A 26,337-nucleotide genomic window follows, 5' to 3' on the forward strand; every position below is an offset into this window, starting at 1 on the left:
TTAACCACAAGGACCAAGGAAGACATGGAAAAAATAGACGATTACCCGGTGAGCCGGGTTCCCCTCTCGGCAAGACTGCCTTTTTTCAATATCGCGCTGGTGCACATCGGTATGCTGACCGCACTGGACCAGTTCATGCTCGGCGCCGTGCTAGGCCACTCAATGACGCTGGGGCAAGCCTTTACCGCTATCGCCATCGGCAGCCTCATTTTCGGTATTGTCACCGTCGGTCTGGGCTACGCAGGTATGCAGGAGGGACTGTCCGGCAGCCTGCTGGCGCGGTGGTGCGGATTCGGCCGATTGGGAGCGGTACTGATGGGCGTGGTCATTGCCATCAGCCTGCTCGGCTGGTTCGGCGTACAGAACGCGGTGTTTGCGCGGGCGCTCAACTTCGCGCTTAACGACAAGCTGGGCTTCGTCGGATCCGCCACCCTGTCGGGCGTAGCGCTGACGCTGCTGGTCGCCTTCGGTTTCAAAGCCCTGCGCTATACCGCCCGTATCGCCGTCCCGCTGTTTATTGGTATTGTCGCCTACATCTCCACCCAAACGCTGGCGGGCCATTCGCTTTACGCGCTGATTGACTCTATCCCTTCCGAGTCCGTCTCCATAAACGCCGGGGCGACGATGGTCGTCGGGGGATGTATCGTCGCCAGCCTGATTACGCCGGATATGACCCGCTATTCGCAGAAAGGCCGCCACGTTTTCTGGATGACCCTCCTGTCGATTATCGTCGGCGAATTTATCGTTAACGGTCTCGCGATTCTGATCGCCAGAGCGCTGAATACGGCAGATGTCGTGACCATTATGTCGCAGATGGCCGGTGGGATTGGGCTGATCGCCGTCGTGTTCTCCACGCTGAGAATCAACGATATCAATCTCTACTCCTCTTCGCTGGGGCTGGCGAACGCCATTGAAGGGATCACCGGCAAAAAGCTCAGCTACATGTCCATCACGCTGGTCATTGGCCTGATCGGCACGCTGCTGTCGGTGCTCGGTATTCTGGACCGTTTTGTCGATTTTCTGACGCTGTTAGGCGTGGTTTTCCCGCCGATTATCGGCGTCATGCTGGTGGACTATTATCTGCTGCGCAGCCATAGAACGCTGCTGGATGCCAGCCGCAAAGCGGGTCGGTTGCCGGATGCGGCCGCCACGCCAGCGGTCGGTTGGGCGGCTATCATCGCCAGTATTATCGGCAGCGGCGTGGGCCTGAACGTTGAATGGGGCGTGCCCGCCTTTAATTCACTCGTCGTCGCCAGCGTGCTTTACATCGTACTTAAGAAGGCGACGCGCCTGCCTTAAGCGCAATAGCTGATCTATTCTGCCGACGGCAAAAATAACGCCACGCCGTCGGTAGAATGACAATCTCTTCATCATGAGATAAATAGCATTTTATTTTATAGGAGCATATTGACTTCTCTCTTATCTAATAAAATTTCATTTCATTGTCCAGGCGATAAATAACATTCATTTTTATGTCATGTCGCATCCCTATATTCGCAGCACTTTTAGCACAAACGGCGATGATTAATGTTTTTACGTCATATTTTATTCATACCTTTATGCGTGATGCCTTTTCAATCTCAGGCGGTCTCTCTTTTCTGGAAACATGAATTCAGCGATGTCTCCCGAACCCGCAGCGATAAATGGGGTATTGAACATCGTTTCAGTCAGGGACTGGGGCTGTCCGCGGAGTGGGAAACGCATCCGCGTGAGTCGTCGGAGGTTCAGCCGGCAAGGCATTCAACCACTTGCGTAAAGATAAAACGGAGTTCGGCGTCGATTACGCGTTTGCGGTTTCCCCTTCGGTGACATTGACACCCGGCCTGACGTCGAGCATTTACGATGACAAACAAACCTGGAAACCGTCATTAAGCGCGGAATGGATTGTGGTCGATAATATTGCGCTTGCGACGCGTTATCGCTACGAAATAACAGATTACGATGACAAACCGACCAAGCACACTCACCGGATCGATGTCGGCGCAAAATATAAATTCAGCCGAGCGGCACTCTCCTATAAATATTCTCGTTATTTTAGCGATCAGCCTATTTTCGCTAAACGAAACACCGACTACGAACATGAGGTCGAAATGAAAATCAAATTCTTGACCCACTGGCAATACGTTCTTGAGGTGACCAATGAATCCGTGTCAAAAAGCAGCGATAAACGGCAAACGACTTACGCGACCGGATTTAAATACACGTTTTAATCATAAGGTTCATGATTCGCTATGACTATTTTCAAATGGGGCGCCGCCACGCTGGCGCTGATGACCACCTTTCCGTTGATGGCCGAACCCAAGACGCCATTTACGCTGGAGCATGTCGTTACACTAAGCCGTCACGGCGTCCGTCCGCAGACGGACACCGATGCCTTGAACAAAGCGACCGGTAAAACGTGGCCCGAATGGACGGTACAGGACGGTCATCTTTCCGGCCACGGTTATGCCGGTCTTCTCCATCAGGGCGCCTATCAGATCGCCCGCTGGCGTGAAGCCGGTCTGCCCATTGGTGCGCCATGTCCGCCGCCGGAACAGGTCTTTGCCTGGTCCAGCCCGTTACAAAGAACGCGCGCCACGGCGCAAGCGCTGCTCGACGGCATGTTTCCGGGGTGTGGACTCGCGGCGGGCAGCACACAGGAGAAGCGCGATCCGCTGTTTCAAAGCGTGGATATGGGCCTGAGCCAGCCAAATAAAGAGATCGTCAAACAGCAGATCACGACGCGAACCGGCGGTGCAGACGATCTGAATAAACGCTATCAGCCCGCCATCGCGCTGCTACGCGCGGCAGTCTGCGCGGACACGCCGTCGTCCTGCGAATTCCTCAACGCCCCGTGGAAGCTGGTGGAGAAAGAGCACGGCGTGTCGCTCAAAGGCCCACTGTCGCCGGGATCGACGATAGGAGAAACTATCCGATTGCAGTATAGCGAAGGGCTGCCGCTGTCCCAGGTGGCGTTCGGCCACGCTCGTAATGCCCGCGAGGTCGCGGCGTTGATGGCGCTGCACGCGGCTAAATACGATTTGGTCAGCGATACCCCCGAGCTGGCGCGACACGGCGGGACGCTGCTGATGTCTCAGTTGGCCGCGGCGATCACCGCGGGAACAACGGCATCCGCCCCCGAAAACCCTAGCCTGAAAGCGCCGCTGGTCATGTTCGTCGGCCATGACACCAATATCGCGCAGATCCAGACCATGTTGCAGATGAACTGGCAGTTGGGCGACTATCCGCGCAACGATATCCCGCCGGGGGGCAGCCTGGCGTTCGAGCGCTACCGAGACACCCACAGCGGTGAGCGTTATGTGCGGCTGACGTTTAGCGCCATGTCGCTGGATCAGTGGCGTCATCTCAGCCCGCTGACGCCAGACGCGCCGCCGCTCATCGAGGAGTATCACGATAGTCACTGCCAGCAAACCGCCGTCGGTTGGCTCTGCCCGCTGGACCACATCGTCGAGAAAATGACGCGCTCTCAGGTCGCGGGTATAACGTCTCCGCAACCGCTGTTCCACTAGGTTTGCACTCATCACGGGTGCTTTTCTCACCCGTGATCTCATCATTCTGGCTCTCTATCATCTCGTCATCACGACGAGGGGCTGAACGGCTCGGTATTAACTGCGCGGCGCGAGCTTACGACGCAGCTTTGCCAACTGAGTTCGAATGCGGTTACGTTTCAGATCGGACAGCTCATCGATCAGCGACAGACCGTCCAGATGATCGATTTCATGCTGGAGACACACGGCCAACGCCCCACCCGCCTCTATCGCCTGACGCACGCCATCCAGATCGGTATAAGCCACGCGTACGCGCTGAGCCCGTTCCGCAGGCAGCGGATGCTGCGGGATGGAGGAACAGAGTTCGAGATGCGAGGTCGTTTCCTCCGACCGTTCCACCACCTCCGGGTTGATCAGCGCCAAACGCTGGCGCACGCCGTGTTCGTCATCCATATCGATCACCACGATGCGCTGCGGGATCCCCAACTGAATCGCCGCCAGCCCTGAATCGTTCATGCTTTCGATAACGGCGAACATTCGCTCCACCAGCGCGTTGACGGAAGCATCGATGACCTCGACGTTCTGAGACACCTTTTTCATGCGCGGATCGTCAATCCACACCAGTTCATTGGCAGACATGATTTTCTCCATTGGTTGCCGCTTCACGCTGTAAAAGAAGCAGTTGGCGACGCAGTTCCGCGTCGTGAGCGTAAATATAGAGTCCATCAATCGCACGGGTCATCAGCACGTTGATGGCGTTGAGCATGATACGCACTTTTACCGCCTCGGCATCGTCGAGACGCCCGGTTCCCTGAAACGCCGCGCCGTCCTCATAACGGGACGGGTCGATGGCGATGTCACGGCGTTCTGCATCCCAGGATACCGACGGTCCCAGAATCAGCCCAACATAGTTGAGATCAAAGCCCTGCACCGTGTATACCGAGCCCACTTCGTCGATGGTATCTTGCCGCTCCGCCCACGGCTGGCGCTCGTTCGGCTTCGAGCGATCCCAGCGCAGCCGGAAAGCGCCCTCTTCGATGAAGTGATCCTGCCCGTCCAACCGATAGGGGTAATCATAGGTCGATAGCATTCGCGACAGTCCGCTGTCGGCGTTACGCTGCCGGATCGCCGTGTACATCGCCTGCGCGTCGTCGAAGATCTTTAGCTCAAACGGCGGCTCGCCGGGCGCAGCCACGGGTAAAGGCCGCAGTTCTCGCTGACAGAATTGGCCAATCCAGCGCTGCACCGACGTGGCGGCCTTCATCCTGAACTGATGCCGTAACAGATGGACTTCGTGCGGGCCGTGGGCGATCAGTCGCTCAAGATCGCCTTCTCGCCACAGACTTTTGGATTTCAGTACCTGCTGTTCGTCGAAAATCAGCACCACGCAGCGGGCGAGGCGCAAAATCTCTTCCAGATGATTGTCCTGAACAAAGTGGTTGTAGCGATCGCTGCGCGTCAGCAGCAAATGGGCTTCATCCACCAGCACGATATCCACCTTGTCTTCGCGTTTATGCAGGCGATTGATGAACGTCGTCGGGCGCTCATAATCTTTTTTGCGAAGGGCGGATTGCCCCTCTGACGCGTTTTTATAGGCTTTGAGCATTTCGGGATGATTGACGAGCAACACATTTTCGCTGCCGTACAACGGATGGTCTGGCCGCTGGCGCGCGTCACGCTGTAGATCGGCGAATAGCGCGTGCAGAAACACACTTTTGCCGGTACCCGCCTCCCCCTGAATCACGAAGCATGCCTGAGAGGCGCGACGATGCTGACAGAGAAAGGCTTCCACGCGCTGCTTGAGCGCAAGCTGCTCATCCGACAGCGTTTTTTCTGGCGAGAGCTTAAAGCTCGCCCGATTCATCTGAGACATAACGTTGGAATAACCTGAGAGTAAGTCGGCTCTTCACCCCGCGAAAAGCGGCAGAGGAGCGCCCGTCACTGGCATTGCCTAATTTCCAAAAGGAATAGAGCACGCTTGCCGTTGACGTCTAATGAAAACATGCTGGCAAAGGGGTGACAACCTCGAAGACGTCCGCCCCCGTTTCATCTCCCCCTTTCGAGGGAGCGTACGCTCAGCAACCGTTGTTAAGCGCGTCGCCGACAGCGTTCGCTGGCAAGGTGGAGGAGAACAGCAGGATCGCAAACAGGAACAGTAGCATGCCCGAGGCCGCCAGCAGCCCGGGCCGCAGCTTGGCAAACAACGGATGGCGCGCGCGCTGATACAAGGACGATGCCCGATCGCGCGAACGAATGACCCACGTCGCCAGCGCGCAAATCGCCAACGCCGTTCCCAGGGCCATCGCCATCACGCGCCCACGCCCCAGTTGAAGCAGCCGACCGCATTGGCAAACGCCAGAATCATTATCGCGCCGGTGCAGGGCCGAATGCCGATGGCTGCAATCATGGCCAGCGCCGACGGCAGGTCACGCGGCACCGCCGTCGAGTTAACGGCATGATGTCCGCAGCAGGCCGCAGGCTCGGCAGACAGGCGCGCATGAGGCCGCGCCAGCACGGACGACTCCCCCGAGGGCACAGGCGTACAACGATGGATGGTCGGACGAATTCGCCTTCCGCGTACGGCTTTTACGACCATCAAAACCGCAATCACCCCTATGTACAGCGCGCTGATTTTTTCCATATACCAGCGGCTTAGGCTGAGGTCGCCCATCGACACGTTCAGGAAAATCACCAACAAATACACGAAAAAGATAGCCACGAGGCCCTGCGTCATCGCGCCAAGAAAGGCAATGGTTCTGGCGGAAGAGGCGTTTTCATGAGAGACGCTGAGGTAGGTGGTGATGATGAATTTGCCATGGCCGGGGCCGACCGCATGCAGTACGCCGTAGGTGAAGCTGGCGGCCAGCAACAATACGCCATAGCCCACGTGTTGGTTCCCAAGCTGCAGTAGATATCCCACCAGATAGCGATGAAGAGAGATCTGTATCGCCAACATCGCGGAAAGGAAATCGGACCAATAACTCACGATCGTCGCGATCACTGCAATAAACAAAATGGCGGCGATACCGCACATCACCCGCTGTTTTCCTGACATCCTTATCAGCCTCCGCCTGAATTTTCCCGACGGGATCATAGGCCGATCGCCGCAAGAAATCACGTCAGAGGCAAAAAAGGCATGTCAAGACGGGGGCGGTCAGGCGTGCCGTTCTCGCGGCGGTGACCCGTTCGAAAACCGCGTGGCCATCACGACCGGGCCGGTCGCGATAGGAAACGGCACAGTATGGCGGACAGCGTGGTCCGACGATGACGTGACCTCATCACCGAGGTCTCGCCTTATTTATGACACTCGATGTTTTTATCTTCGATGACCTGTTTCAATGTCCCGTTATCGCCCTTGGTCCACCATTCGTAGACGTTGCCGACATAGCGGGCTCCGCTGGCCGCAGGCACGTTAACCATCAAGATTTTGCCTTTATCCGGGATATTAACCAGCGCCGCATGATTGGGCTCGTTACTGTAATACATCACCCCCAGTTTTGAACCGTCGTCACAGACATACATCTGTTTCGACACTTCCATCTGCTCATTGCCGGGCACCATGAACTCAGCGGGATCGTTGGAGTGGCAGGCGGTTAACGCCGCGCCGCCGACCAATGCCAAAATAATTGATTTTTTCATCATAAATTCCTTAGGAAGCCTGCAAAAAATATAGCAATTCCCAGGAAATACGCACAAAAAAGGCCGGATGACACAAGGACCCGATCGGCCACCGTCATCCGGCCAGAGCGACCGTATCCCGCCTTACGCAGCTAAGGCGTTAGAAGCTGAAGATAGAGGCACCCTGCTCGGCGCTGGATACCACCTGACGGAACACCGAGAACAGCTCGCGGCCAGACCCCAGATGCTCAGGCGCCAGCTCCGGATGCGTTTCCGAGCGCGCGGACAGATCGGCCTGAACGTCGATACGCCCCGCCTCCGCATCGACCCGAATAACGTCGCCATTGCTGATTCGGCACAGCGGGCCGCCACGTTGGGCCTCCGGCGAAAGATGGATCACCGCAGGCACTTTACCGGATGCGCCGGACAGACGACCGTCCGTCACCAGCGCAACACGCAGTCCAGACTTCATCAGGTTGCCCATCACCGGCATCAGCTTATGCAGCTCCGGCATACCATTAGCGGCAGGACCGTTATGGCGCACGACAATCACGACGTCTTGCGTAAACTCGCCGGCGTGGTAAGCCTTTTCCACATCGTGCTGAGATTCAAAGACACGGGCCGGGGCCTCGATGAAGCGATATTCCGGCGCAACGGCGCTGACTTTGATGACGCCACGCCCCAGGTTGCCATCCAAGACTTTCAGGCCGCCCTGTGCGCTGAAGTGAGTGCCAGGCAGGGAAATGACGTTGGGGTTGGAGGAGTCTGCCGCAGGTTCGAAAACCACTTCGCCATTCTGCAATCGCGGCGTTGAAAGGTAGTCTTCCATATGGCCATAGACCGGCGTGGCGTCCATATTCAGCAGACCGCGCTCCGCCAGCGCTTTCATCAGCGTTGGGACGCCGCCCGCCTGCTGGAATTCATTGATATCAGCCGGACCGTTCGGGTACATCTTCGCCAGCAGCGGCACGACCTGAGACAGTTCTTCGATGTCATCCCAGGTCAGGATGTAACCGGCCGCCGCGGCCACCGCCACCAGATGGATGGAGTGGTTGGTACTTCCGCCGGAAGCCAGCAGAGCGACCAATCCGTTAACAATGGATTTTTCGTCCACGACGCGCGACAGCGGTCGGTATTGAGTACCGTTGTCGGCCTGAGTGACGATATGCGCGGTAATTTTATCCGTCAGGGCCGCTCGCAGCGGATCGTTCGGCGCGACAAAAGAAGAACCGGGCAACATCAGCCCCATCGCTTCAAACACCAGCTGGTTCGTGTTGGCCGTGCCGTAGAACGTGCAGGTGCCCGGCGAGTGATATGCGTTGCACTCCATGTCCTGCAACGCGGCCTTACCGACTTCACCCGCGGCGTACTGCTGGCGTACTTTCACTTTCTCATCGTTGCTGATGCCCGCGGACATCGGACCGGATGGGACGAAAGCCGAAGGCAAATGGCCAAACGACAGCGCGCCGATCAGCTGGCCGGGCGCGATTTTGTCGCAGATGCCTAACAGCAGCGTCGCATCAAAGGTGTTGTGGCTCAGCGAAACGGCCGTCGCCTGAGCGATCAGATCGCGCGAGAACAGTGACAGATCCATACCATCCTGTCCCTGCGTCACACCATCACACATCGCTGGAACACCGCCGGCGATTTGCGCGCTGTGGCCCATTTCAGCCAGCGTTTTCTTCATCTTGTCGGGATAGTGCCGTATGGCTGATGGGCGCTCAACATGTCGTTATAGGCGGTGATGATGCCGACATTGACGCGGGTAAAATCCAGAATCGCGCCTTTCTGGCTGGTGGGGCAAGCGGCGACCGTATGCGCAAGATTGCCGCAGGACAGGTGGCTACGGGTTTTACCTTGCGCCGCCTGAGCTTCCGTTTTCGCCAGATAGCGGCGGCGAGACGCCTCGCTGCGCTCCAAAATACGACGTGTGACTTGCTCAATAACTTTATTGTTATTCATTCATTCCTCCGTTTAAGCACGGCACGCTCTCCCACGTACCGCCATGACGCAGCGCTTCACTACGTCATCAAAACTGCCATCTATACTGACCGTGATCACATCGGGTTCGTTGTTCCCCGGTACTTCCAAAGTATCGAACTGGCTCTTTAAGAGCGCCGCAGGCATAAAATGGCCTTCGCGGGCCATCATGCGAGCCAGAACCAGTTCGAAGGAGCCGGAAAGATGGATAAAGGTGACATGCTCGTTACCCGAGCGGATTTGATCACGATATTTCTTTTTCAGGGCCGAACAGACGATAACGCCGGTTTCATTTTTTCGTTCAAGGCTGAAGGCCGCATCGCGGATACGCTCCAGCCACGGGGCGCGATCATCATCATTTAGCGGGTCTCCCCCCGCCATTTTCAGGATATTATTGCGCGGGTGCAAATCATCGCCGTCGATAAACTTGGCGCCGATAGCCTTCGCCAGCGCTTCGCCGACTGATGATTTCCCCGTACTGGACACGCCCATCAGAATAAAGCTTTGACCCGCCATACTTCCTCTCCACCCATCGAATAAAAACGGTTATGTCAATAATCGTAGCACCGTTACCGGTAACATGTTACCGGTAACAATATAGAGTTGTGACAAAACGCTCAAAATGACCTGGAGAGGACTCGCGCGCCACAGAGGCGGTCCGCCGCGGCGAACGCGCCTGACCCTGTGGACGAGGGCTTGCGTGACGGTCAAACGTTGGCGCGCCAGGGGTTAGTGGTCTTTGTCCCGGCGCGACAGCTGGTCCAAATAGCCCATCACGAATGCGGACAGCACAAAAGTCAGATGGATAATTACGTACCACATCAGCTTGTTGTCGGCGACATTGCGGGCATCCATAAACACGCGCAGTAAATGGATAGAAGAGATTGCGACGATAGAGGCCGCCACTTTGTTTTTCAGTGAACCGGAGTCCATCTTGCCGAGCCAGTTCAGTTTCTCTTTGCCCTCGTCAATATCGAGGGCCGAGACGAAGTTTTCATAGCCTGAAAACATCACCATGACCAGTAAACCACCCACCAGTGTCATATCCACCAGCGACAGTAGCGTCAGGACCAGATCAGATTCCGCCACGGAAAAAATGTTGGGCAGAACATGCCAGATCTCCTGAAAAAACTTGATGGTCAGCGCCAGCAGTCCCAGCGATAAACCAAGATAAACCGGAGCCAACAGCCACCGGGCGGCGTACATCGTATTCTCAAGAAAACGTTCCATAGTACTCATCAGTCGCAGGTAGAAAGGAAGCATGATAGCGAAAATTCGCGTTTCGGTGTTACTTCCTTGTGAACGAATGTGCGCCTCTTGGGTGACCGGCGAATCACGATAGAGCGGCGCACCACTGGCATCCACCCTGGACTTCGCAGAATTAAGGCTAACAGAGAGAAGACGAGGGAGGAAAGGATAAGCGTTGAGCGACGAACAATCATGTTGCCGCGCCGCCAGATGTTTACGGCAACGCGGCAATATGATTGGCATGGCTAATGATATCGGGTCAATGGATCTTGAATGATATTTCCTTCATTCATTCCTACCTAAGTTCCCTGGTGTTGGAATTAGAATGACTCTGTCTCGAATAAAGAAATCACGGCAATAGTTATTTAATCAATAATGACTATCATAAATACATAACAGCATTATGCATCGTGAGTATCTATCTGAGCTTTTTAAACATTAACGCAGCAAAAAACGTTTAGTCAACAGATAAGTTGACGTAAAACGAGCTTTAGTGTTCACTTTTCAACAAACCAAAAATAATGACAGGGAGAGTGTGTCGATTAAGGCTTTTGTATGATGATTTAACCGCTGAATTCGACAAGAAATTACGCCCCTCTGGATGCGGACAAATGCTGTTTTAGCGTAAGATAAACGGGTAAGAGGTGTTATTGCGTAAAGGATGTCTATGAAAACAACGAATGCTCAACGTAAAACCAACATCATCAAGAATATTGAATATTTGATGCGGACTCGCGGGGAAACCAAAGCCTCATTTTCAAACCGTACCGGTGTGACCCGCACGACTATCTACAAAATTCTCGATGGGCGCGTGAACAACGTACAGCAATCTACCGTGAATCGTATTTCCGATTTTTTCGGCCTGTCGTGTGAAGAAATAGAAGATTACGATCTGGAAAAGATCGAACAGCTTAATAATACCATTTCCTACGAGGGTAATAAAAATCCGGCTGCGATTCCTATTATTCCTCAATCTGATTTATTAGCATCACAAGATAAGAAAATAGGTCAACTGGCGATTCAATATCCGCTCACTTATTTCTTTGGCGAAGAGTCAAATATGTTAGCGGTCAGGATTGAATCCGCTATCAATGACCAATTCTCACCGAACGATGTCATTATTATCAAGCGTCCGCCGGCCCTGGTAGTTAATACCCCCTCATTGTGCTATTCGCAGGCAGAAGGTTTTATTATTCAGCCACCAGAGGGAAACATATCCTTTGAAAGGAAAAGATCCAGCCATATAGAACTGCTGGGCTATATCATAGAGGAAAGACTGTAAATGGAATCCAACAGAAAGTTTAAACTACTGGGATTTAACCATAGCGGCGAATTGTCAGCCAATATCATGGTGCTGGCCACAGGCAAAACCATCAGCATGGATTTAAAAGAGCTCGTGGACAACGAAATCTCAGATGATTTCAGCCGTCATGAGCTCAATGCTTTATATAAAAAGCTCTACAACAGCAAAGACATCACGACCGTTTACGACATCAGCGACCGCAACGATCGCTCATGGCACGCCTATCTGCTGATCAGCATCGCGCTGAGCGTTATTTATATTTTCTCGACCATTGCCGGGGTGAAGCCGGTCTTCGTGCCCGCACTCAACATGGTGGTGCCGCCCGCCGTTTTCGTCTATCCCATTACGTTTATTCTCGTGGATATCCTTAACGAATTTTATGGGCTGAAGTTGGCGAGGCGAACGATCCTCATCACTTTTTTCGCCAACCTCGCGTTCGTTCTCGGCTTGTGGGTGACCAGCCTGATCCCGGGGCTGCCGCAGTGGGAATACGATCATACTTACAACGGTATCGTGCACAGCATCATGGCGGTGCTGGTGGCGTCTTCGCTCGCCTATCTGGTTTCTGAAAACGTTAACGCCTACGTTCTGTACAAAATCAAAATCATGACGAAGTCGCGCTATCTGTTCATTCGCGTCATCACCAGTACAATTACCGCATCAGCGGTGGACAGCGTTATTTTCTGCACCGTGGCATTCTATAATGTGCTGAGTTTTGACGTGATCAAAACCATGATCCTGTCTCAATTCATGATTAAAGTTGTTTATGCAGTGCTGGGCGTCGGCCCGATTTACGGCACGCGGAAACTGTTCAGAAGCTATATCAACGCCGCTCCGGCAAGGAAATGATCTTATGCATATCATGGAAAAAGATAAAATTACCCATCTTGGCGTTCGCTCCAGCTATCCCGATCAATACGATCCGGAACTGTTGGAAGCGCTGCCTCGTGCCAATGGGCGGGAGCTGGTCGGCCTGACCGACGCCGAGCTGCCTTTCACGGGCTATGACCTCTGGACGGCCTTTGAGCTGTCGTGGCTCAACAAGAAAGGCAAACCGATGGTTGGCGTTGCCGAATTCCACGTTCCCGCCTCTTCGGTAAACCTGATCGAATCCAAGTCGTTCAAGCTGTACCTCAACAGCTTTAACCAGACGCGCATGCGCGATATCGAAACGCTGTTGTCCACGCTGGTGACCGATCTTTCCGCCGCCGCGCAAGGCCAAGTTAAAGTCAATATTTATCCTGGGCTGACTGGCTATCCGGCGCAAATCGACGGTCTTCCGGGCACCGTCATTGACGATCTGGATATCGAAGTGAACGACTATTCATTCAACCCGGATTATCTGAAATACGCCGTTGCCGAAAATGCGCCGACGGTGAGCGAAACGCTGAGCTCCAACCTGCTCAAATCCAACTGTCTGGTGACCTACCAACCGGACTGGGGCAGCGTAGTGATAAAATATGAAGGAAAAAAAATCGATCCGGAATGCCTGCTGCGCTATCTGATCTCGTTCCGCCAGCACAATGAGTTCCATGAGCAATGTGTCGAGCGTATCTTTAATGATATTCAGCGCTACTGCCAGCCGCAGAAGTTGACGGTTTTCGCGCGCTATACGCGACGCGGCGGTCTGGATATCAACCCATTCCGCAGTAACTTCGAAGATAGCCATACGGTAGGCCGATTGGTCCGTCAGTGAGGCTCCTCGCCGCCTATCCTGACCGGAGAGGCGGCGTCATCATTTCCTATTCGCTTCCTCCTGGTTCGTGCTTCCTTCCTCCTGCCTGTTATTCTTTGATATACAAAAACCATTTCACGTTGTGGGTAAAACAGCCATACTGACTATTCACAGTCTAAGTAACTTCATGTCCTGACCTTATGGAAAAATGGAAACTTAACCTCTTCTCCGCTTGGGTAGGGTGCTTTTTTACCGGCATGGCCATGAGCCAGATCCTGCCGTTTTTGCCGCTGTATATCGAGCAACTCGGCGTTCACGATCATGCGTCTCTGAATCTGTGGTCTGGGCTGATTTTCAGCTCTTCCTTCATGATTTCCGCCATCGTCGCCCCCCTGTGGGGCAGTCTGGCCGACCGCAAAGGGCGCAGGCTGATGCTACTGCGCGCCGCCCTCGGCATGTCGATCGTCATGGGGCTGCAAGGGATGGCGACCAGCGTCTGGCATCTGTTCCTGCTTCGCGCCTTGATGGGGCTCACTTCCGGCTATATCCCTAACGCGATGGCGTTGATCGCCTCTCAGGTTCCTCGTGCCCGAAGCGGTTGGGCTTTGGGGACACTGTCGACCGGACAAGTCTCCGGCGTGCTGATAGGACCAATGCTGGGGGGATTCATGGCGGACCACTTGGGGTTGCGAACGGTATTTTTCGTGACGTCCGGCCTGCTATTTATCTCTTTCCTGATTACGCTGTTCGCCATTAAAGAGAATTTCGTCAAAGTCAGCAAAGCCGACCGACTGTCCGGCAAGGCGGTCTTCGCGTCTCTGCCCTATCCGATGCTGATTGTCAGCCTTTGTATCACCACCATGATGATACAGATGGCCAATGGTTCGATTAGCCCGATACTGACGCTGTTCATCCGTGAGCTGTCGCCCAACATTGAGAATATCGCCTTTATCAGCGGGGTCATTGCCGCCGTTCCAGGGGTATCGGCGTTAATGTCTGCGCCCCGACTGGGCAAGCTGGGTGACCGCATCGGTTCTCAGCGCATCCTTATCGTCGCGCTGTTGTTCAGTGCACTGCTGTTTTTCCTGATGTCGACCATTCAAAGCGCAACCCAGTTGGGGATCCTGCGCTTTATCCTGGGCTTTGCCGATGGTGCGCTATTGCCCGCAGTGCAGGCGCTGCTGGTGAAATACAGCAGCCAGCAGGTCACCGGACGCATTTTTGGCTACAACCAGTCCTGTATGTATCTGGGGAATGTCGTCGGCCCCCTGCTCGGCTCCGGCATTTCGGCCACCTTGGGATACCGCTGGGTCTTTTTGGTGACATCGCTACTGATTGTCATTAACGCAATTCAATTGATCTTCAGCTTCAAACGGCTGCCTAAAAACGCGAACTCCTGATGACCGACAGAACAAACGCCACTCATGTGCGTTCGTTCTGCCGTTTTTAACGCGTCCCGTCACAAACCCTTGGATTAATAGAGCAATTAATCATAACCATACTAATATCATGGTCTATCCCCATACCTAGCAGTAGGATCAGTTGCGTTGTCTGTCATCAAAAGGAGGCAAAAAATGTACACCGCATATGATCGATACAGAAACCCGCTCAGCACCGGTTGCCGAGTCATGCAAGATGGCTCCCGCACGGTCGGTACCATCGCCGCAATCCATGCGGAGAACTTAAAACGTGAAGACGTCCGTCAGGCCAAATGCGTTGAACTACAGGGCGTAAATGGCTTTTTTGCACCGGAAGAACTGATGCGACTGGGGCGTACCTGATCGTTCTCCATCGGGCGCATTTGACGCCCGATGATCGTTTAAAACTATCCCAACATGTATTCGCCCTCCGTTCAGCGAACTCTGCGAAACGTCAGGTTAAACCGATATTCTCCCGGCATGTCACTGGGTAATGGCCCCGGCTTCAGCGGCTGAATCGCGTGGTAAAATAACCGTGACTCCCCACCCCAGACCACCGCATCGCCATGAGAAAGTAGAACTCGCTGGCAGGGATCGCTACGCTCTCGTCCCCCAAACAGAAAAACGGCATTCAACCCCAATGAAAACGAGACGATAGGCTGCTCAAGATCGCGCTCGTCCTTATCCTGATGAAGCGATAAACGCGCGCCCAATGAGTATCGATTGATCAGACACGCATCGGGTTGAAATCCCGGGAAACCCGCCTCTTCGGCAGCGGCCGTCGCTAACGGATAAAAGAGAGGCGGCATATCGGGCCAAGGGTGGCCAGAAAGCGGATCGTACGCATCGTAACGATAACCTCGATCATCGCTCACCCATCCTAAGGGACCGCAATTGCTCATCGCCACAGACATGCTGTAGCCGCCCGGGGTGATCAGGTGTCTGAAAGGCGCGGAATCGCTCACCTGCTGGATACCGTCTAATAACGTGCGGGCTTCGTCCCAGACATAACCGCGCAGCACCACGGCTCCCGGCGCCAGTTTCTCCGTACGGCGCTCAGGTTGTTCATCAGCAAACAGATCGAAGTTCATGCGTATTCCTCTGTGAGTACAGCGTGGCTCTGCCCGACCTCCCGAGGACTAATAGAATCAGGCTTGAAATGAAGCGTAGACGTTAGCGCAGCACACGTGTTTTCAATGCCGGATGCACGCCACTACGATCATTTTATAGAAGAAAAAAGAAGATGTTAGGGGATAAGTAATAATGAAAATGCAGGGCTATAATGCGTATTTTTATTTTCTGGCGCATGTTCTCGCTTGATTTTATTTATTTAAATTAAACAAATTAATTAACTTAAATATTATTTTTCAGAGTACATCCGACTGAATTCTCGCCGAATGAAACAAGCCTATCGCTATTTTCCATGAAAACATGACGGAGATTAATAATAATGTGCCCCGCATACGTAGCACTCGTGGAAATAAAACCATAACATTGTAGCGTCTATTACTTTTGTCGCAGCACGAAACGCACCGCTCTAATGATAAAGACTGCGCAAAACACGCCGCCAGGGCGATAAAACTGAATGAATTCATAAACTATACGGCCTTAAGTGAGAAACCAATGTCGAATAAAACTTTTCATTACCAAGAGCCTTTTCCCCTCGGTAAAGATAAAACCGAGTATCGTTTGCTTTCCAAGGACTATGTTTCCGTCACGCAGTTCGACGGTCAGGACATGCTGAAAATCGCGCCGGAAGGACTGACGCTGCTCGCACAGCAAGCCTTCCACGATGCTTCGTTCATGTTGCGTCCCGACCACCAGCAGCAGGTCGCCGATATCCTGAGCGATCCGGAAGCGAGTGAAAACGACAAATATGTCGCACTGCAATTCCTGCGCAACTCGGAAATCGCCGCCAAGGGCATTTTGCCGACCTGTCAGGATACCGGAACCGCAATCATTGTCGGCAAGAAAGGCCAGAACGTCTGGACCGGTGTCAACGATGCGGAAGCGCTGTCGCATGGCGTTTACAACACCTTTATCGAAGACAACCTGCGCTATTCCCAGAACGCACCGTTGGACATGTATAAAGAGGTTAACACCGGAACTAACCTGCCGGCGCAGATCGATCTCTACAGCACGGAAGGCGAAGAGTACAAGTTCCTGTTCGTCACCAAGGGCGGCGGCTCTGCCAACAAAACCTACCTGTATCAGGAAACCAAAGCGCTACTGGCCCCAGGAAAACTGAAAAACTTTCTGGTAGAAAAAATGCGCACGCTGGGCACCGCAGCTTGCCCGCCGTATCACATTGCTTTCGTCATCGGCGGCACTTCAGCGGAAACCACCCTGAAAACGGTCAAGCTGGCCTCCACGCACTACTACGATGAACTACCGACTGAAGGCAACGAACACGGTCAGGCTTTCCGTGACACCGCGCTGGAGCAGGAATTGTTGGAAGAAGCCCGTAATCTGGGTCTTGGCGCACAATTCGGCGGTAAATACTTCGCGCATGACATTCGCGTGATTCGTCTTCCGCGCCACGGCGCATCATGTCCGGTCGGTATGGGCGTATCTTGCTCCGCAGACCGTAACATCAAAGGCAAAATCAACCGCGACGGTATTTGGCTGGAACAGCTGGAGCAGAATCCAGGCAAATACATCCCGGCACATCTGCGTCAGGCTGGCGAAGGCGAAGCGGTCCGCATCGACCTTAACCGGCCGATGGATGACATCCTCACCGAACTGTCTCAGTATCCGGTCTCTACGCGCCTGTCTCTGACCGGTACGATCATCGTAGGACGTGATATTGCTCATGCTAAGCTGAAAGAACGTATCGACAACGGCGAAGGCCTGCCTCAGTACGTTAAAGACCATCCAATTTACTACGCAGGCCCGGCCAAAACACCGACTGGCTACGCCTCCGGTTCTTTGGGGCCAACCACCGCGGGTCGTATGGACTCCTACGTCGACCTGCTGCAGTCTCACGGCGGCAGCAAGATCATGCTGGCCAAAGGCAACCGTAGCCAACAGGTCACTGACGCGTGTAAAAAACACGGTGGTTTCTACCTCGGCAGCATTGGCGGTCCTGCCGCAATCCTTGCGCAAAACAGCATTAAAAGCCTGACCTGCGTCGAATACCCAGAACTGGGTATGGAAGCGATTTGGAAGATCGAAGTAGAGAATTTCCCGGCATTCATCTTGGTGGATGACAAGGGCAACGATTTCTTCCAGCAGATTCAAGCTAAAGCCTGTAATCGCTGCGGCTGATAGTACTTTATCCTGACGCTGAGACAGGTCAGGCATTTCGGGGGGAAGCGTCTTGCTTCCCCTTATTCATCTTTTAGCGCTTATTGCTTCCTTTCCTTCTCTCACCTTCCTCTCCCTTGTTTTGACACTCTTTCTTCCGGCCTTATTCACAACCCAATCAATTAACGCATTCAAAATGCAACTTTATATTTTTCAATGTATCCCCCCCGATGTCATGGGGAATTCGCTATGTAATTGAGATCACTATGAACGCATTGAAATGCGACACGCAAACGCCGGAATGGCATATTGTCAGACGCAACCGACCACCTTCGAGCAAGAACATCTCGGCGATATTCGGGCCAGTGAGCATGATATCAATCTCGCCGACATTGATGATGCCGCGATATGATTTTGTCGACCGTCGTGTTTATGCTTATCGATCGTTACCTCATTCCGGCCATTATTCGGAATATGCAGCAGTATACTGTCGACAGGGGATAAAACCTGATTGTCGCAACGATGTCGACCGATGATTATTCCTGCCCTCAGCCCTTTTCATTGACGTTTAAAGAGGAAGAACTACGCCGCCATGACGAAGTATGGGAGATGGTGAAATAGCATCGGGATTCGGGGAGTTGCATAAAATGGGTGCGGATGAGAAGCATATCAAACTGCGTTTCGCCACGCTGCTCGGTCGCAAACCACATTGAAGACACTGCCGGGGACCCGCCCCGGCATAGCACAGACGCGATTAGCTGGCTTTCAGCTCGGTCGCTTTGCGGTAAGCCACCAGATCTTCGATAGTCAGAACCGGCATATCGTGCTGCTGACCAAAGGCGATCACCTCCGGCGCGCGCGCCATGGAACCGTCGTCATTAGTCAGCTCGCATAGCACCCCAAACGGCTTTAGACCCGCCAGCGTCATCAAATCGACTGTCGCTTCAGTATGGCCACCGCGAACCAGTACGCCGCCAGGCTGAGCACGCAAAGGGAAAACGTGACCGGGGCGATTCAGATCGCTGGCGCGGGCATCGTCGGCCGTCGCGGCACGCACGGTGGTCAGGCGGTCTGCGGCAGATACGCCGGTCGTCACGCCTTCAGCCGCTTCGATTGTGACCGTAAACGCCGTTTGATAATGGCTGGAGTTGTGCTCAACCATCATCGGCAATTCCAGTTTTTGTCTGCGCTCGTCAGTCAGGCACAGGCAAACAATCCCACTGCCGTGGCGAATGGTCAGCGCCATCTGCTGGACGGTCATATGTTCGGCGGAAAAAATCATGTCGCCTTCATTTTCACGATCTTCATCGTCAAGCACCATGACGCCACGCCCTTGACGCAGCGCTTCAAGCGCACGTTCAACGCGTTCAGTCGGTGTACCGTATTGAGAAAGCAAAGTCTGATTCATGGTAAAAAACCCTCACTATTTTCTATGGATTACCAGAATCAGGGCTAACTTGAGGAGTGGCATCGAAGGCATGGAAATACGATCAATGCTAAAAAAATAACGCGGGCAGGCTCAGCCTGACGGATACCGTTACTCTCTCCCATCCGGACTTTAACCGTCGGCCCCGGAATTTCACCGGATCTGCTGACCTCAAACCAAATATGACAGCCTGAGCGCTCGCGGGCTTCCAACCTCATACGTTGTATGGACTGGTTTACCGCCGGTGGGGAATTACGCCCCGCCCTGAGAATAAGCGGGTTTACTATAACGCTAACGATTTTGCAGGGCAACGGGTATAAGGGCTCTCATGAGCAATAACCGCTGCGCTGGCGCAGTTTAGGTTTATACAATGCCTGGCAGGCATTACACTTAGCTATTAGCAGCACTCTTTCCGTCTAACCCATCAGGAAAATCATCATGATTGACCCTAAAAAGATAGAGCAAATCGCCCGTCAGATGCACGAATCCATGCCCAAAGGGATTCGGGAACTTGGCGAGGATATGGAGAAAAAGATCCGTCAGGTTCTGCAGTCGCAGCTATCCCGTCTGGATCTCGTCAACCGGGAAGAATTTGATGTCCAGACACAGGTTCTGCTACGCACGCGTGAAAAGCTGACGCGACTGGAACAGCGACTGGACGAACTGGAAGCCAAATCCGCATCGACCGTAGAACCCAAAGCAGAGCCGCCGGTCGCGCAAGGTCAAGAATAGCTGCTCACCCCAAGCTTGAGAAAGAAACCAGAGTCGGTTTAGTTTTCCTGCTAACAACTGGCTGTCATGCGACCCAGGCAGATCCGACGCAAAGAAAAAGCCTCCGCAGGCGGAGGCTTTTAACTGTGTTTTTTAGCCAACACGGCAACGCTGAACCGTTAGTTGAGCACTTCGCGGATACGTGACTTATACACTTCAACCTTTTGCGGCGTCATCATTCGACGCTCATCGTCCAGCACCACGCCACCAACATCGTCCGCGATACGCTGCGCTGATTGCAGCATCAGTTTGAAGTTCTGATTGGCATCACCATATGACGGCACCATCATAAAGATGGACACGCCCGGCGTCGAAAACTCAGACATGTCGTCAGGATTGAAAGAGCCGGGTTTCACCATATTGGCCAGGCTGAACAGCACCGGTCCGCCGCCAGCTGGATTCACGTGGCGATGGAAAATATTCATCTCGCCAAACTGGAAACCCGACTGAAGAACGCTTTGCAACAGCAATTCGCCGCCGATAACGCCGCCCTGATGGGCCGCGACATGAACCACCAGAACCGCTTCTTTAGCCGCTGGCTCGTCATTGGCAGGAGCTGATTCTTCTTGCTCTTCCTGCAGGCTGGCCATTTTGGCTTCACGCTCTGCCACCGTTTCCGAATCGGAATGCGAGTCTGCCGCCAGCTCACGCTCGGCCACATCAATCCGCGACGGCTCAGCAGAGTTCGTTTCGCCCAGTAGCGGATCGTAATTTCCTGAAGCTGATTCCGGCTCATGAGACGTCAATGGAGGCTCGTCCACCGCGCGTCCTTGAACGCTCGCTGTCGGACGAGCCGCAGGAGGCGTACTTTTAGGGCGCACGGGCTTAACCCGTACTTCGCCAACGCCTTCATCCAGCGTTTCGAAAGGCGTTTCGTCCGGATCCTGCTTCAAACGCTTCACAGGACGATCGCGAAAAAGGGACGAACGCTCTTTACGGCTGGTCCACAGGCCGTGCAGCAGCAGTGCTATAATAGCGATCGCGCCAACAACGATTAATATCAGACGCAAGTCCTGCATCATTGCTATCCCAGTTATTCCAATACATTGCCACTATGGCATATACATATATCACTAACTGTATTTGCCCGTGTACACAAGTGCAAGTCTGGCCGACAGTTTATGACAATAAAGATGGCAAGTGCGCACTTTTTTGCTGTTTTTTCATGCAAAAACGGGCTAGCCAGCACAATATCGTCCCGATATGATGCCGCCATCTTCAAAGAACAATGAGAATAAGAGTATGCCTTACGCCCAAGAACGCCAGAACCTTCGCAGCGGTTTCCACTATTTCGTGCGAGGCTGGAAATTGCTTTCGCTGCCGGGAATCCGTCGATTCGTGGTCTTGCCGATGCTGGTCAACATTTTGCTGATGGGCGGCGCCTTCTGGTGGTTGTTCCAGCAATTAAACAGCTGGATTCCTCAATTGATGAGCCATGTCCCTAACTGGCTGCAGTGGCTGAGCTATCTGCTCTGGCCTGTAGCGGTCATTTCCATCCTATTGGTCTTTGGCTACTTTTTTAGCACAGTGACCAATTTTATCGCGGCGCCGTTTAACGGTCTGCTGGCGGAACAACTGGAAGCCAGGTTAACCGGCGTCGCGCTACCGGATAGCGGCATCTGGGGCATCGCTAAAGACACCCCGCGCATTATGCGACGTGAAGTACAGAAACTCGGCTATTATTTACCGCGAGCGCTGGTGCTGTTTTTACTCTATTTCGTACCGGGCATCGGTCAAACGGTAGCGCCTATCCTCTGGTTTATCTTTAGCGCCTGGATGCTAGCGGTGCAGTATTGCGATTATCCGTTCGATAACCATAAAGTCAGCTTCCCGGTCATGCGCCAGACTCTGCGGCAGCACAAAATCAGCAACCTGCAGTTCGGCGCGTTGGTCAACCTGTGCACAATTGTCCCAGTGCTCAATCTGATCATCATGCCCGTCGCTGTATGCGGGGCAACGGCGCTATGGGTAGATCGTTACCAGCATTTATCCAACGTGTTGAAAGCAAAATAAACCGCGCGGAACCGGGACAGGAAATAATGAAAATATATTTCCTAAGAACATAACGATATAGCGATTGCTTACTTCACTGGCTGTGTTGAAAAGGTATTCTCTCTAGCGTTCACAAAAATTACATACAGCTATTTAAAGGACGGGCTATGAGCAAGATCTACGAAGACAATTCTTTCACAATCGGCCATACGCCGCTGGTTCGGCTGAATCGCATTGGTAATGGACGCATCCTCGCCAAAGTGGAGTCTCGCAACCCTAGTTTCAGTGTTAAATGCCGTATTGGTTCTAACCTGATTTGGGATGCGGAGAAACGCGGTGTTCTGAAGCCCGGCGTAGAACTGGTTGAACCGACCAGCGGCAATACCGGTATCGCTCTGGCCTACGTGGCCGCCGCTCGAGGCTATAAATTAACGCTGACCATGCCTGAAACCATGAGCATCGAGCGCCGTAAACTTCTGAAAGCGTTAGGCGCCAATCTGGTGCTGACCGAAGGCGCGAAAGGCATGAAGGGCGCGATCGCAAAAGCCGAAGAAATCGTCGCCAGCGATCCTCAGCGCTACCTGCTCCTACAGCAGTTCAGTAACCCCGCGAACCCGGAAATCCATGAAAAAACAACCGGGCCCGAAATCTGGGACGATACGGACGGCGAAGTTGACGTTTTCATCGCGGGCGTTGGCACAGGCGGTACATTGACCGGCGTCAGCCGCTACATTAAAAATACCCAGGGCAAAGCTATTACGACTGTCGCGGTGGAACCCGTCGACTCTCCTGTTATTACTCAGGCCCTCGCGGGCGAAGAAATCAAGCCGGGTCCCCACAAGATTCAGGGGATTGGCGCAGGTTTCATCCCAGAGAATCTGGATCTCAAACTGGTAGACCGCGTAGAACGTATTAGCAATGAAGATGCTATCAGTACCGCACGTCGTTTGATGGAAGAAGAAGGCATCTTGGCGGGAATTTCATCTGGCGCAGCCGTCGCCGCAGCACTTAACCTGTTGAAAGAAGACGCCTTTAAAGACAAAACCATCGTGGTCATTTTGCCCTCTTCCGGCGAACGTTATCTGAGTACCGCTTTGTTCGCCGATCTCTTCACTGAGCAAGAGCTTCAGCAGTAACGGCTTGGCCTCGGATAAGTAATCGGCATGTTACAAAAAGCACTCTTCGGGGTGCTTTTTTGTGGGCCACGTCAAAGTTTGTAAGTATGGTGGATTGCATTTCCAGCCCAGGTTTAGTATTTAACCGGACAATTATTTTGATGCGTGAAATTAATATCCGTCTTCACCCCTGAAAATTTCATGATTGAGCTCAACGCGAGTCGAGTTGCCAAACGGTATTCTGATTCACCTGTGTGACAATGGTTGAAACGCTTGGGGTGGTTTACTGATATTGTATTCAAGGCAATGTTTATGCGTTCCTTGCCGCATCCCGGCCTGCCCCTGTAACATGCGCAGGGCGTTAACCAAACAGGCTAAAGTTCAGTCGATAAACTAGACTTTAGTTCCACAACATTTATCTAATCCAATAAGTTGGGGAAAACCGAATGTTCCAGCAAGAAGTAACTATTACCGCGCCAAATGGCCTCCACACCCGTCCCGCCGCTCAGTTTGTTAAAGAAGCTAAAGGCTTTGTTTCTGACATCACTGTCAACTCCAACGGTAAAAGCGCCAGTGCTAAGAGCCTGTTCAAATTACAGACCCTCGGCTTGACTCAGGGCACAGTGGTCACGATCTCCGCTGAAGGTGAAGACGAGCAAAAAGCCGTTGAACATCTGGTTAAACTGATGGCTGAGCTTGAGTAACAGTAGCCGGTCTCTTTAGTGCACATCAGTATTAAGTAAGGTAGGGTTATGATTTCAGGTATATTAGTATCACCCGGGATTGCTTTTGGTAAGGCGCTGTTACTGAAAGACGATGAGATCGTCATCAACCGGAAAAAAATCACTGCGGAACAGGTCGATCAGGAAGTCGAGCGTTTTCTGGCTGGCCGGGCGAAAGCCTCTCAGCAGTTGGAAGCGATCAAAAACAAAGCAGCGGAAACACTGGGGCCCGAGAAAGAAGCTATCTTCGAAGGTCACATCATGCTGTTGGAAGATGAAGAGTTCGAGCAGGAAATCATATCCCTGATTAAAGATGACCACGCATCTGCAGACGCGGCGGCTTCTTCTGTTATTGAAAACCAGGCCAAAGCATTGGAAGAACTGGATGACGAATACCTGAAGGAGCGCGCTGCCGACATGCGTGACATCGGCAAGCGCCTGCTGAAAAATATTCTCGGCATGAATATTGTCGACCTGGGCGATATTCAGGACGAAGTGATTCTGGTTGCTAACGATCTGACCCCGTCTGAAACCGCTCAGTTGAATCTGAAAAAGGTGCTGGGCTTCATCACCGATATCGGCGGCCGCACATCTCACACCTCCATCATGGCGCGTTCTCTTGAACTGCCCGCGATTGTCGGTACGTCCGATGCGACCAAACAGGTTAAAAGCGGTGACTTCCTGATTCTGGATGGCGTTAACAACACCATTTACCAGAACCCGAGCCAGGACATCATCGACAAGCTGAAAGAAGTTCAGCAGCAGTTCATCTCTGAAAAACAAGAGCTGGCTAAACTGAAAGATCTGCCGGCGGTCACGCTGGACGGACATCAGGTCGAAGTCTGCTCCAACATCGGTACCGTGCGCGACGTCGCAGGTGCTGAGCGTAACGGCGCGGAAGGCGTTGGTCTGTACCGTACCGAATTCCTGTTTATGGATCGCGACTCGCTGCCGACTGAAGAAGAGCAGTTCCAGGCGTACAAAGCCGTAGCAGAAGCCATGGGCGCTCAGGCAGTCATCGTTCGTACAATGGACATCGGCGGCGATAAAGATCTGCCGTACATGAACCTGCCGAAAGAAGACAACCCGTTCCTCGGCTGGCGCGCGATCCGTATCTGTCTGGACCGTAAAGAAATTCTGCATTCTCAGCTGCGCGCAATCCTGCGTGCTTCCGCCTTCGGCAAACTGCGTATCATGTTCCCGATGATTATTTCCGTCGAGGAAGTGCGTACGCTGAAAGCTGAACTGGAAATGCTGAAAGCGCAGCTGAAAGAAGAAGGTAAAGCCTTTGATGAATCCATCGAGGTCGGCGTGATGGTGGAAACACCTGCCGCAGCCACGATCGCCCATCATCTGGCTAAAGAAGTGGACTTCTTCAGTATTGGGACAAACGATTTAACCCAGTATACTCTGGCTGTAGATCGCGGTAATGAGCTGATTTCTCATCTCTACAATCCGATGTCCCCGGCAGTCTTAACCCTGATCAAGCAAGTGATTGACGCCTCTCACGCAGAAGGCAAATGGACAGGGATGTGTGGTGAGCTCGCCGGTGACGAACGTGCTACACTACTGTTATTGGGAATGGGTCTGGATGAATTCAGCATGAGCGCCATCTCAATCCCTCGTATCAAGAAAATTATCCGTAATGCCAATTACGGTGATGCGAAGGCGCTGGCGGAACAGGCATTAGCCCAACCGACGGCGGAAGAGTTAAGCAATCTGGTAAACCGGTTCATTAAAGAAAAGACGCTTTGCTGATCCGCCATGCTGGCCCAATATTAAAGCTTAGGAGAGAATCATGGGTTTGTTCGATAAACTGAAGTCTCTGGTTTCTGATGATAAAAAAGATACCGGCAGCATTGAGATCATCGCCCCGTTGTCCGGCGAAATCGTGAACATTGAAGATGTGCCTGATGTTGTTTTCGCCGAGAAAATCGTCGGTGACGGTATTGCTATCAAACCGAACGGCAACAAAATGGTTGCTCCGGTAGATGGCACCATCGGGAAAATTTTCGAAACCAACCATGCCTTTTCCATCGAATCCGACAGCGGCATTGAGCTGTTCGTTCACTTCGGTATTGATACCGTTGAACTGAAAGGCGAAGGCTTCAAACGCATCGCTGAAGAAGGCCAACGCGTCAAAAAAGGCGACACGATCATCGAATTCGATCTGCCGCTGCTGGAAGAAAAAGCGAAATCTACACTGACGCCCGTTGTGATCTCCAATATGGATGAAATCAAAGAGCTGACCAAACTGAGTGGTTCTGTTGTCGTCGGCGAAACGCCGGTGATTCGCATCAAGAAGTAATAACGACTCGGTTTATACATCAACGGC

The 26,337-nt window shown here is 53.1% G+C and carries 24 protein-coding genes, 3 pseudogenes and 1 riboswitch; of the genes and pseudogenes, 16 read left to right on the top strand and 11 right to left on the bottom strand.

All coding sequences use genetic code 11. From position 1 onward, the window contains the following. Positions 1-24: 24 nt before the first annotated feature. The 3 genes and pseudogenes from AU509_RS05005 (at position 25) to AU509_RS05015 (ending at position 3,509) form a co-directional block, all read left to right on the top strand. A complete protein-coding gene (locus AU509_RS05005; protein ID WP_085653171.1) occupies positions 25-1,299 on the top strand; it encodes a cytosine permease in 1,275 nt (424 codons plus the stop codon). 443 nt (positions 1,300-1,742) lie between these two features. Then, positions 1,743-2,210: pseudogene (locus AU509_RS05010) on the top strand (oligogalacturonate-specific porin KdgM family protein); the annotation flags it as partial. A 21-nt stretch (positions 2,211-2,231) separates the two neighbouring features. Beyond that, a complete protein-coding gene (locus tag AU509_RS05015) occupies positions 2,232-3,509 on the top strand; it encodes a histidine-type phosphatase (protein WP_085652223.1) in 1,278 nt (425 codons plus the stop codon). A gap of 96 nt (positions 3,510-3,605) precedes the next feature. Here AU509_RS05015 and def read toward each other — a convergent pair whose 3' ends face one another. The 8 genes and pseudogenes from def to AU509_RS05055 all read right to left on the bottom strand — a co-directional run bounded on the left by def (position 3,606) and on the right by AU509_RS05055 (position 10,316). Beyond that, positions 3,606-4,127, bottom strand: a complete 522-nt coding sequence (gene def, locus AU509_RS05020) for a peptide deformylase (RefSeq protein ID WP_162896337.1) — start codon at positions 4,125-4,127, stop codon at positions 3,606-3,608. Next, positions 4,114-5,361, bottom strand: coding sequence for a DUF2075 domain-containing protein (locus AU509_RS05025; protein WP_094117800.1), 1,248 nt, complete (start codon positions 5,359-5,361; stop codon positions 4,114-4,116). Before AU509_RS05025 ends, def begins: the two co-directional genes overlap by 14 nt. Positions 5,362-5,563: 202 nt before the next feature. After that, positions 5,564-5,800, bottom strand: a complete 237-nt coding sequence (locus AU509_RS05030) for a hypothetical protein (RefSeq protein ID WP_176223450.1) — start codon at positions 5,798-5,800, stop codon at positions 5,564-5,566. Continuing rightward, a complete protein-coding gene (locus tag AU509_RS05035) occupies positions 5,797-6,543 on the bottom strand; it encodes a nickel/cobalt transporter (RefSeq protein ID WP_176223451.1) in 747 nt (248 codons plus the stop codon). Before AU509_RS05035 ends, AU509_RS05030 begins: the two co-directional genes overlap by 4 nt. A 239-nt stretch (positions 6,544-6,782) precedes the next feature. Next, entirely contained in the window at positions 6,783-7,127 is a 345-nt protein-coding gene (locus tag AU509_RS05040) for an MliC family protein (RefSeq protein WP_176223452.1), read from the bottom strand. 139 nt (positions 7,128-7,266) lie between these two features. Beyond that, positions 7,267-9,068 (bottom strand): annotated as a pseudogene (gene edd / locus AU509_RS05045) (phosphogluconate dehydratase). 12 nt (positions 9,069-9,080) lie between these two features. Beyond that, positions 9,081-9,602 (bottom strand): gluconokinase, encoded by a 522-nt coding sequence (locus AU509_RS05050; protein WP_085652229.1) that lies wholly within the window; start codon positions 9,600-9,602, stop codon positions 9,081-9,083. Between the two features lie 213 nt (positions 9,603-9,815). Next, a complete protein-coding gene (locus tag AU509_RS05055) occupies positions 9,816-10,316 on the bottom strand; it encodes a TIGR00645 family protein (protein WP_085652267.1) in 501 nt (166 codons plus the stop codon). A gap of 685 nt (positions 10,317-11,001) precedes the next feature. Here AU509_RS05055 and AU509_RS05060 point away from each other — a divergent pair. From AU509_RS05060 to ydfZ, 5 genes are all read left to right on the top strand, one after another. Then, positions 11,002-11,616 carry a helix-turn-helix domain-containing protein gene (locus AU509_RS05060; protein ID WP_085652230.1) on the top strand — a complete coding sequence of 205 codons (615 nt, stop codon included), beginning with the start codon at positions 11,002-11,004 and terminating at the stop codon, positions 11,614-11,616. Further along, on the top strand, positions 11,617-12,486 hold the full coding sequence (locus AU509_RS05065; protein WP_085652231.1) for a queuosine precursor transporter: 870 nt from the start codon (positions 11,617-11,619) through the stop codon (positions 12,484-12,486). 4 nt (positions 12,487-12,490) lie between these two features. After that, positions 12,491-13,333 carry an NADPH-dependent 7-cyano-7-deazaguanine reductase QueF gene (gene queF, locus AU509_RS05070; protein ID WP_094117803.1) on the top strand — a complete coding sequence of 281 codons (843 nt, stop codon included), beginning with the start codon at positions 12,491-12,493 and terminating at the stop codon, positions 13,331-13,333. 179 nt (positions 13,334-13,512) lie between these two features. Continuing rightward, positions 13,513-14,712, top strand: a complete 1,200-nt coding sequence (locus tag AU509_RS05075; protein ID WP_085652233.1) for a multidrug efflux MFS transporter — start codon at positions 13,513-13,515, stop codon at positions 14,710-14,712. 174 nt (positions 14,713-14,886) lie between these two features. After that, entirely contained in the window at positions 14,887-15,093 is a 207-nt protein-coding gene (gene ydfZ, locus AU509_RS05080) for a putative selenium delivery protein YdfZ (RefSeq protein ID WP_085652234.1), read from the top strand. Between the two features lie 71 nt (positions 15,094-15,164). Here the strand turns inward: ydfZ and alkB are convergent, their stop codons facing one another. After that, positions 15,165-15,821, bottom strand: a complete 657-nt coding sequence (gene alkB, locus AU509_RS05085) for a DNA oxidative demethylase AlkB (protein ID WP_094117804.1) — start codon at positions 15,819-15,821, stop codon at positions 15,165-15,167. A gap of 532 nt (positions 15,822-16,353) precedes the next feature. Between alkB and fumA the strand changes: the two genes are divergently transcribed. Together fumA and AU509_RS18530 are read left to right on the top strand one after the other, a co-directional pair. Then, positions 16,354-17,997: a class I fumarate hydratase FumA gene (gene fumA, locus AU509_RS05090; RefSeq protein ID WP_094117805.1), complete on the top strand. Its 1,644-nt coding sequence runs from the start codon at positions 16,354-16,356 to the stop codon at positions 17,995-17,997. Positions 17,998-18,408: 411 nt separating this feature from the next. Continuing rightward, a pseudogene (locus tag AU509_RS18530) lies at positions 18,409-18,597 on the top strand (hypothetical protein). 133 nt (positions 18,598-18,730) lie between these two features. Here AU509_RS18530 and ribB read toward each other — a convergent pair. Continuing rightward, positions 18,731-19,384, bottom strand: a complete 654-nt coding sequence (gene ribB, locus AU509_RS05100; RefSeq protein WP_085652238.1) for a 3,4-dihydroxy-2-butanone-4-phosphate synthase — start codon at positions 19,382-19,384, stop codon at positions 18,731-18,733. A gap of 127 nt (positions 19,385-19,511) precedes the next feature. After that, positions 19,512-19,678, bottom strand: a riboswitch (FMN riboswitch). Between the two features lie 162 nt (positions 19,679-19,840). Between ribB and ubiK the strand changes: the two genes are divergently transcribed. Then, on the top strand, positions 19,841-20,134 hold the full coding sequence (ubiK, locus tag AU509_RS05105) for a ubiquinone biosynthesis accessory factor UbiK (protein WP_085652239.1): 294 nt from the start codon (positions 19,841-19,843) through the stop codon (positions 20,132-20,134). 158 nt (positions 20,135-20,292) lie between these two features. Here ubiK and zipA read toward each other — a convergent pair whose 3' ends face one another. Next, positions 20,293-21,195, bottom strand: coding sequence for a cell division protein ZipA (gene zipA / locus AU509_RS05110; RefSeq protein ID WP_176223453.1), 903 nt, complete (start codon positions 21,193-21,195; stop codon positions 20,293-20,295). 220 nt (positions 21,196-21,415) lie between these two features. Between zipA and cysZ the strand changes: the two genes are divergently transcribed. The 5 genes from cysZ to crr all read left to right on the top strand — a co-directional run bounded on the left by cysZ (position 21,416) and on the right by crr (position 26,310). Further along, positions 21,416-22,186: a sulfate transporter CysZ gene (gene cysZ, locus AU509_RS05115; protein ID WP_085652240.1), complete on the top strand. Its 771-nt coding sequence runs from the start codon at positions 21,416-21,418 to the stop codon at positions 22,184-22,186. A gap of 146 nt (positions 22,187-22,332) precedes the next feature. Beyond that, a complete protein-coding gene (cysK, locus tag AU509_RS05120) occupies positions 22,333-23,301 on the top strand; it encodes a cysteine synthase A (RefSeq protein ID WP_085652241.1) in 969 nt (322 codons plus the stop codon). A 425-nt stretch (positions 23,302-23,726) separates the two neighbouring features. Next, entirely contained in the window at positions 23,727-23,984 is a 258-nt protein-coding gene (ptsH, locus tag AU509_RS05125; protein WP_026738658.1) for a phosphocarrier protein Hpr, read from the top strand. A 48-nt stretch (positions 23,985-24,032) separates the two neighbouring features. Next, complete coding sequence (gene ptsI / locus AU509_RS05130; RefSeq protein WP_085652242.1) at positions 24,033-25,760, top strand: phosphoenolpyruvate-protein phosphotransferase PtsI; 1,728 nt, start codon at positions 24,033-24,035, stop codon at positions 25,758-25,760. A 40-nt stretch (positions 25,761-25,800) separates the two neighbouring features. Further along, positions 25,801-26,310, top strand: a complete 510-nt coding sequence (gene crr, locus AU509_RS05135; protein ID WP_085652243.1) for a PTS glucose transporter subunit IIA — start codon at positions 25,801-25,803, stop codon at positions 26,308-26,310. Positions 26,311-26,337 lie beyond the last annotated feature (27 nt).

The organism is Lonsdalea britannica, assembly GCF_002111595.1.
GTDB lineage: Bacteria > Pseudomonadota > Gammaproteobacteria > Enterobacterales > Enterobacteriaceae > Lonsdalea > Lonsdalea britannica.

Coding starts and splice junctions, on each gene's coding strand:
- AU509_RS05005 (WP_085653171.1), top strand. CDS start 25: ATGGAAAAAATAGACGATTACCCGGTGAGCCGGGTTCCCCTCTCGGCA.
- AU509_RS05015 (WP_085652223.1), top strand. CDS start 2,232: ATGACTATTTTCAAATGGGGCGCCGCCACGCTGGCGCTGATGACCACC.
- def (WP_162896337.1), bottom strand. CDS start 4,127: ATGTCTGCCAATGAACTGGTGTGGATTGACGATCCGCGCATGAAAAAG.
- AU509_RS05025 (WP_094117800.1), bottom strand. CDS start 5,361: ATGTCTCAGATGAATCGGGCGAGCTTTAAGCTCTCGCCAGAAAAAACG.
- AU509_RS05035 (WP_176223451.1), bottom strand. CDS start 6,543: ATGTCAGGAAAACAGCGGGTGATGTGCGGTATCGCCGCCATTTTGTTT.
- AU509_RS05040 (WP_176223452.1), bottom strand. CDS start 7,127: ATGAAAAAATCAATTATTTTGGCATTGGTCGGCGGCGCGGCGTTAACC.
- AU509_RS05050 (WP_085652229.1), bottom strand. CDS start 9,602: ATGGCGGGTCAAAGCTTTATTCTGATGGGCGTGTCCAGTACGGGGAAA.
- AU509_RS05055 (WP_085652267.1), bottom strand. CDS start 10,316: ATGGAACGTTTTCTTGAGAATACGATGTACGCCGCCCGGTGGCTGTTG.
- AU509_RS05060 (WP_085652230.1), top strand. CDS start 11,002: ATGAAAACAACGAATGCTCAACGTAAAACCAACATCATCAAGAATATT.
- AU509_RS05065 (WP_085652231.1), top strand. CDS start 11,617: ATGGAATCCAACAGAAAGTTTAAACTACTGGGATTTAACCATAGCGGC.
- queF (WP_094117803.1), top strand. CDS start 12,491: ATGCATATCATGGAAAAAGATAAAATTACCCATCTTGGCGTTCGCTCC.
- AU509_RS05075 (WP_085652233.1), top strand. CDS start 13,513: ATGGAAAAATGGAAACTTAACCTCTTCTCCGCTTGGGTAGGGTGCTTT.
- ydfZ (WP_085652234.1), top strand. CDS start 14,887: ATGTACACCGCATATGATCGATACAGAAACCCGCTCAGCACCGGTTGC.
- alkB (WP_094117804.1), bottom strand. CDS start 15,821: ATGAACTTCGATCTGTTTGCTGATGAACAACCTGAGCGCCGTACGGAG.
- fumA (WP_094117805.1), top strand. CDS start 16,354: ATGTCGAATAAAACTTTTCATTACCAAGAGCCTTTTCCCCTCGGTAAA.
- ribB (WP_085652238.1), bottom strand. CDS start 19,384: ATGAATCAGACTTTGCTTTCTCAATACGGTACACCGACTGAACGCGTT.
- ubiK (WP_085652239.1), top strand. CDS start 19,841: ATGATTGACCCTAAAAAGATAGAGCAAATCGCCCGTCAGATGCACGAA.
- zipA (WP_176223453.1), bottom strand. CDS start 21,195: ATGATGCAGGACTTGCGTCTGATATTAATCGTTGTTGGCGCGATCGCT.
- cysZ (WP_085652240.1), top strand. CDS start 21,416: ATGCCTTACGCCCAAGAACGCCAGAACCTTCGCAGCGGTTTCCACTAT.
- cysK (WP_085652241.1), top strand. CDS start 22,333: ATGAGCAAGATCTACGAAGACAATTCTTTCACAATCGGCCATACGCCG.
- ptsH (WP_026738658.1), top strand. CDS start 23,727: ATGTTCCAGCAAGAAGTAACTATTACCGCGCCAAATGGCCTCCACACC.
- ptsI (WP_085652242.1), top strand. CDS start 24,033: ATGATTTCAGGTATATTAGTATCACCCGGGATTGCTTTTGGTAAGGCG.
- crr (WP_085652243.1), top strand. CDS start 25,801: ATGGGTTTGTTCGATAAACTGAAGTCTCTGGTTTCTGATGATAAAAAA.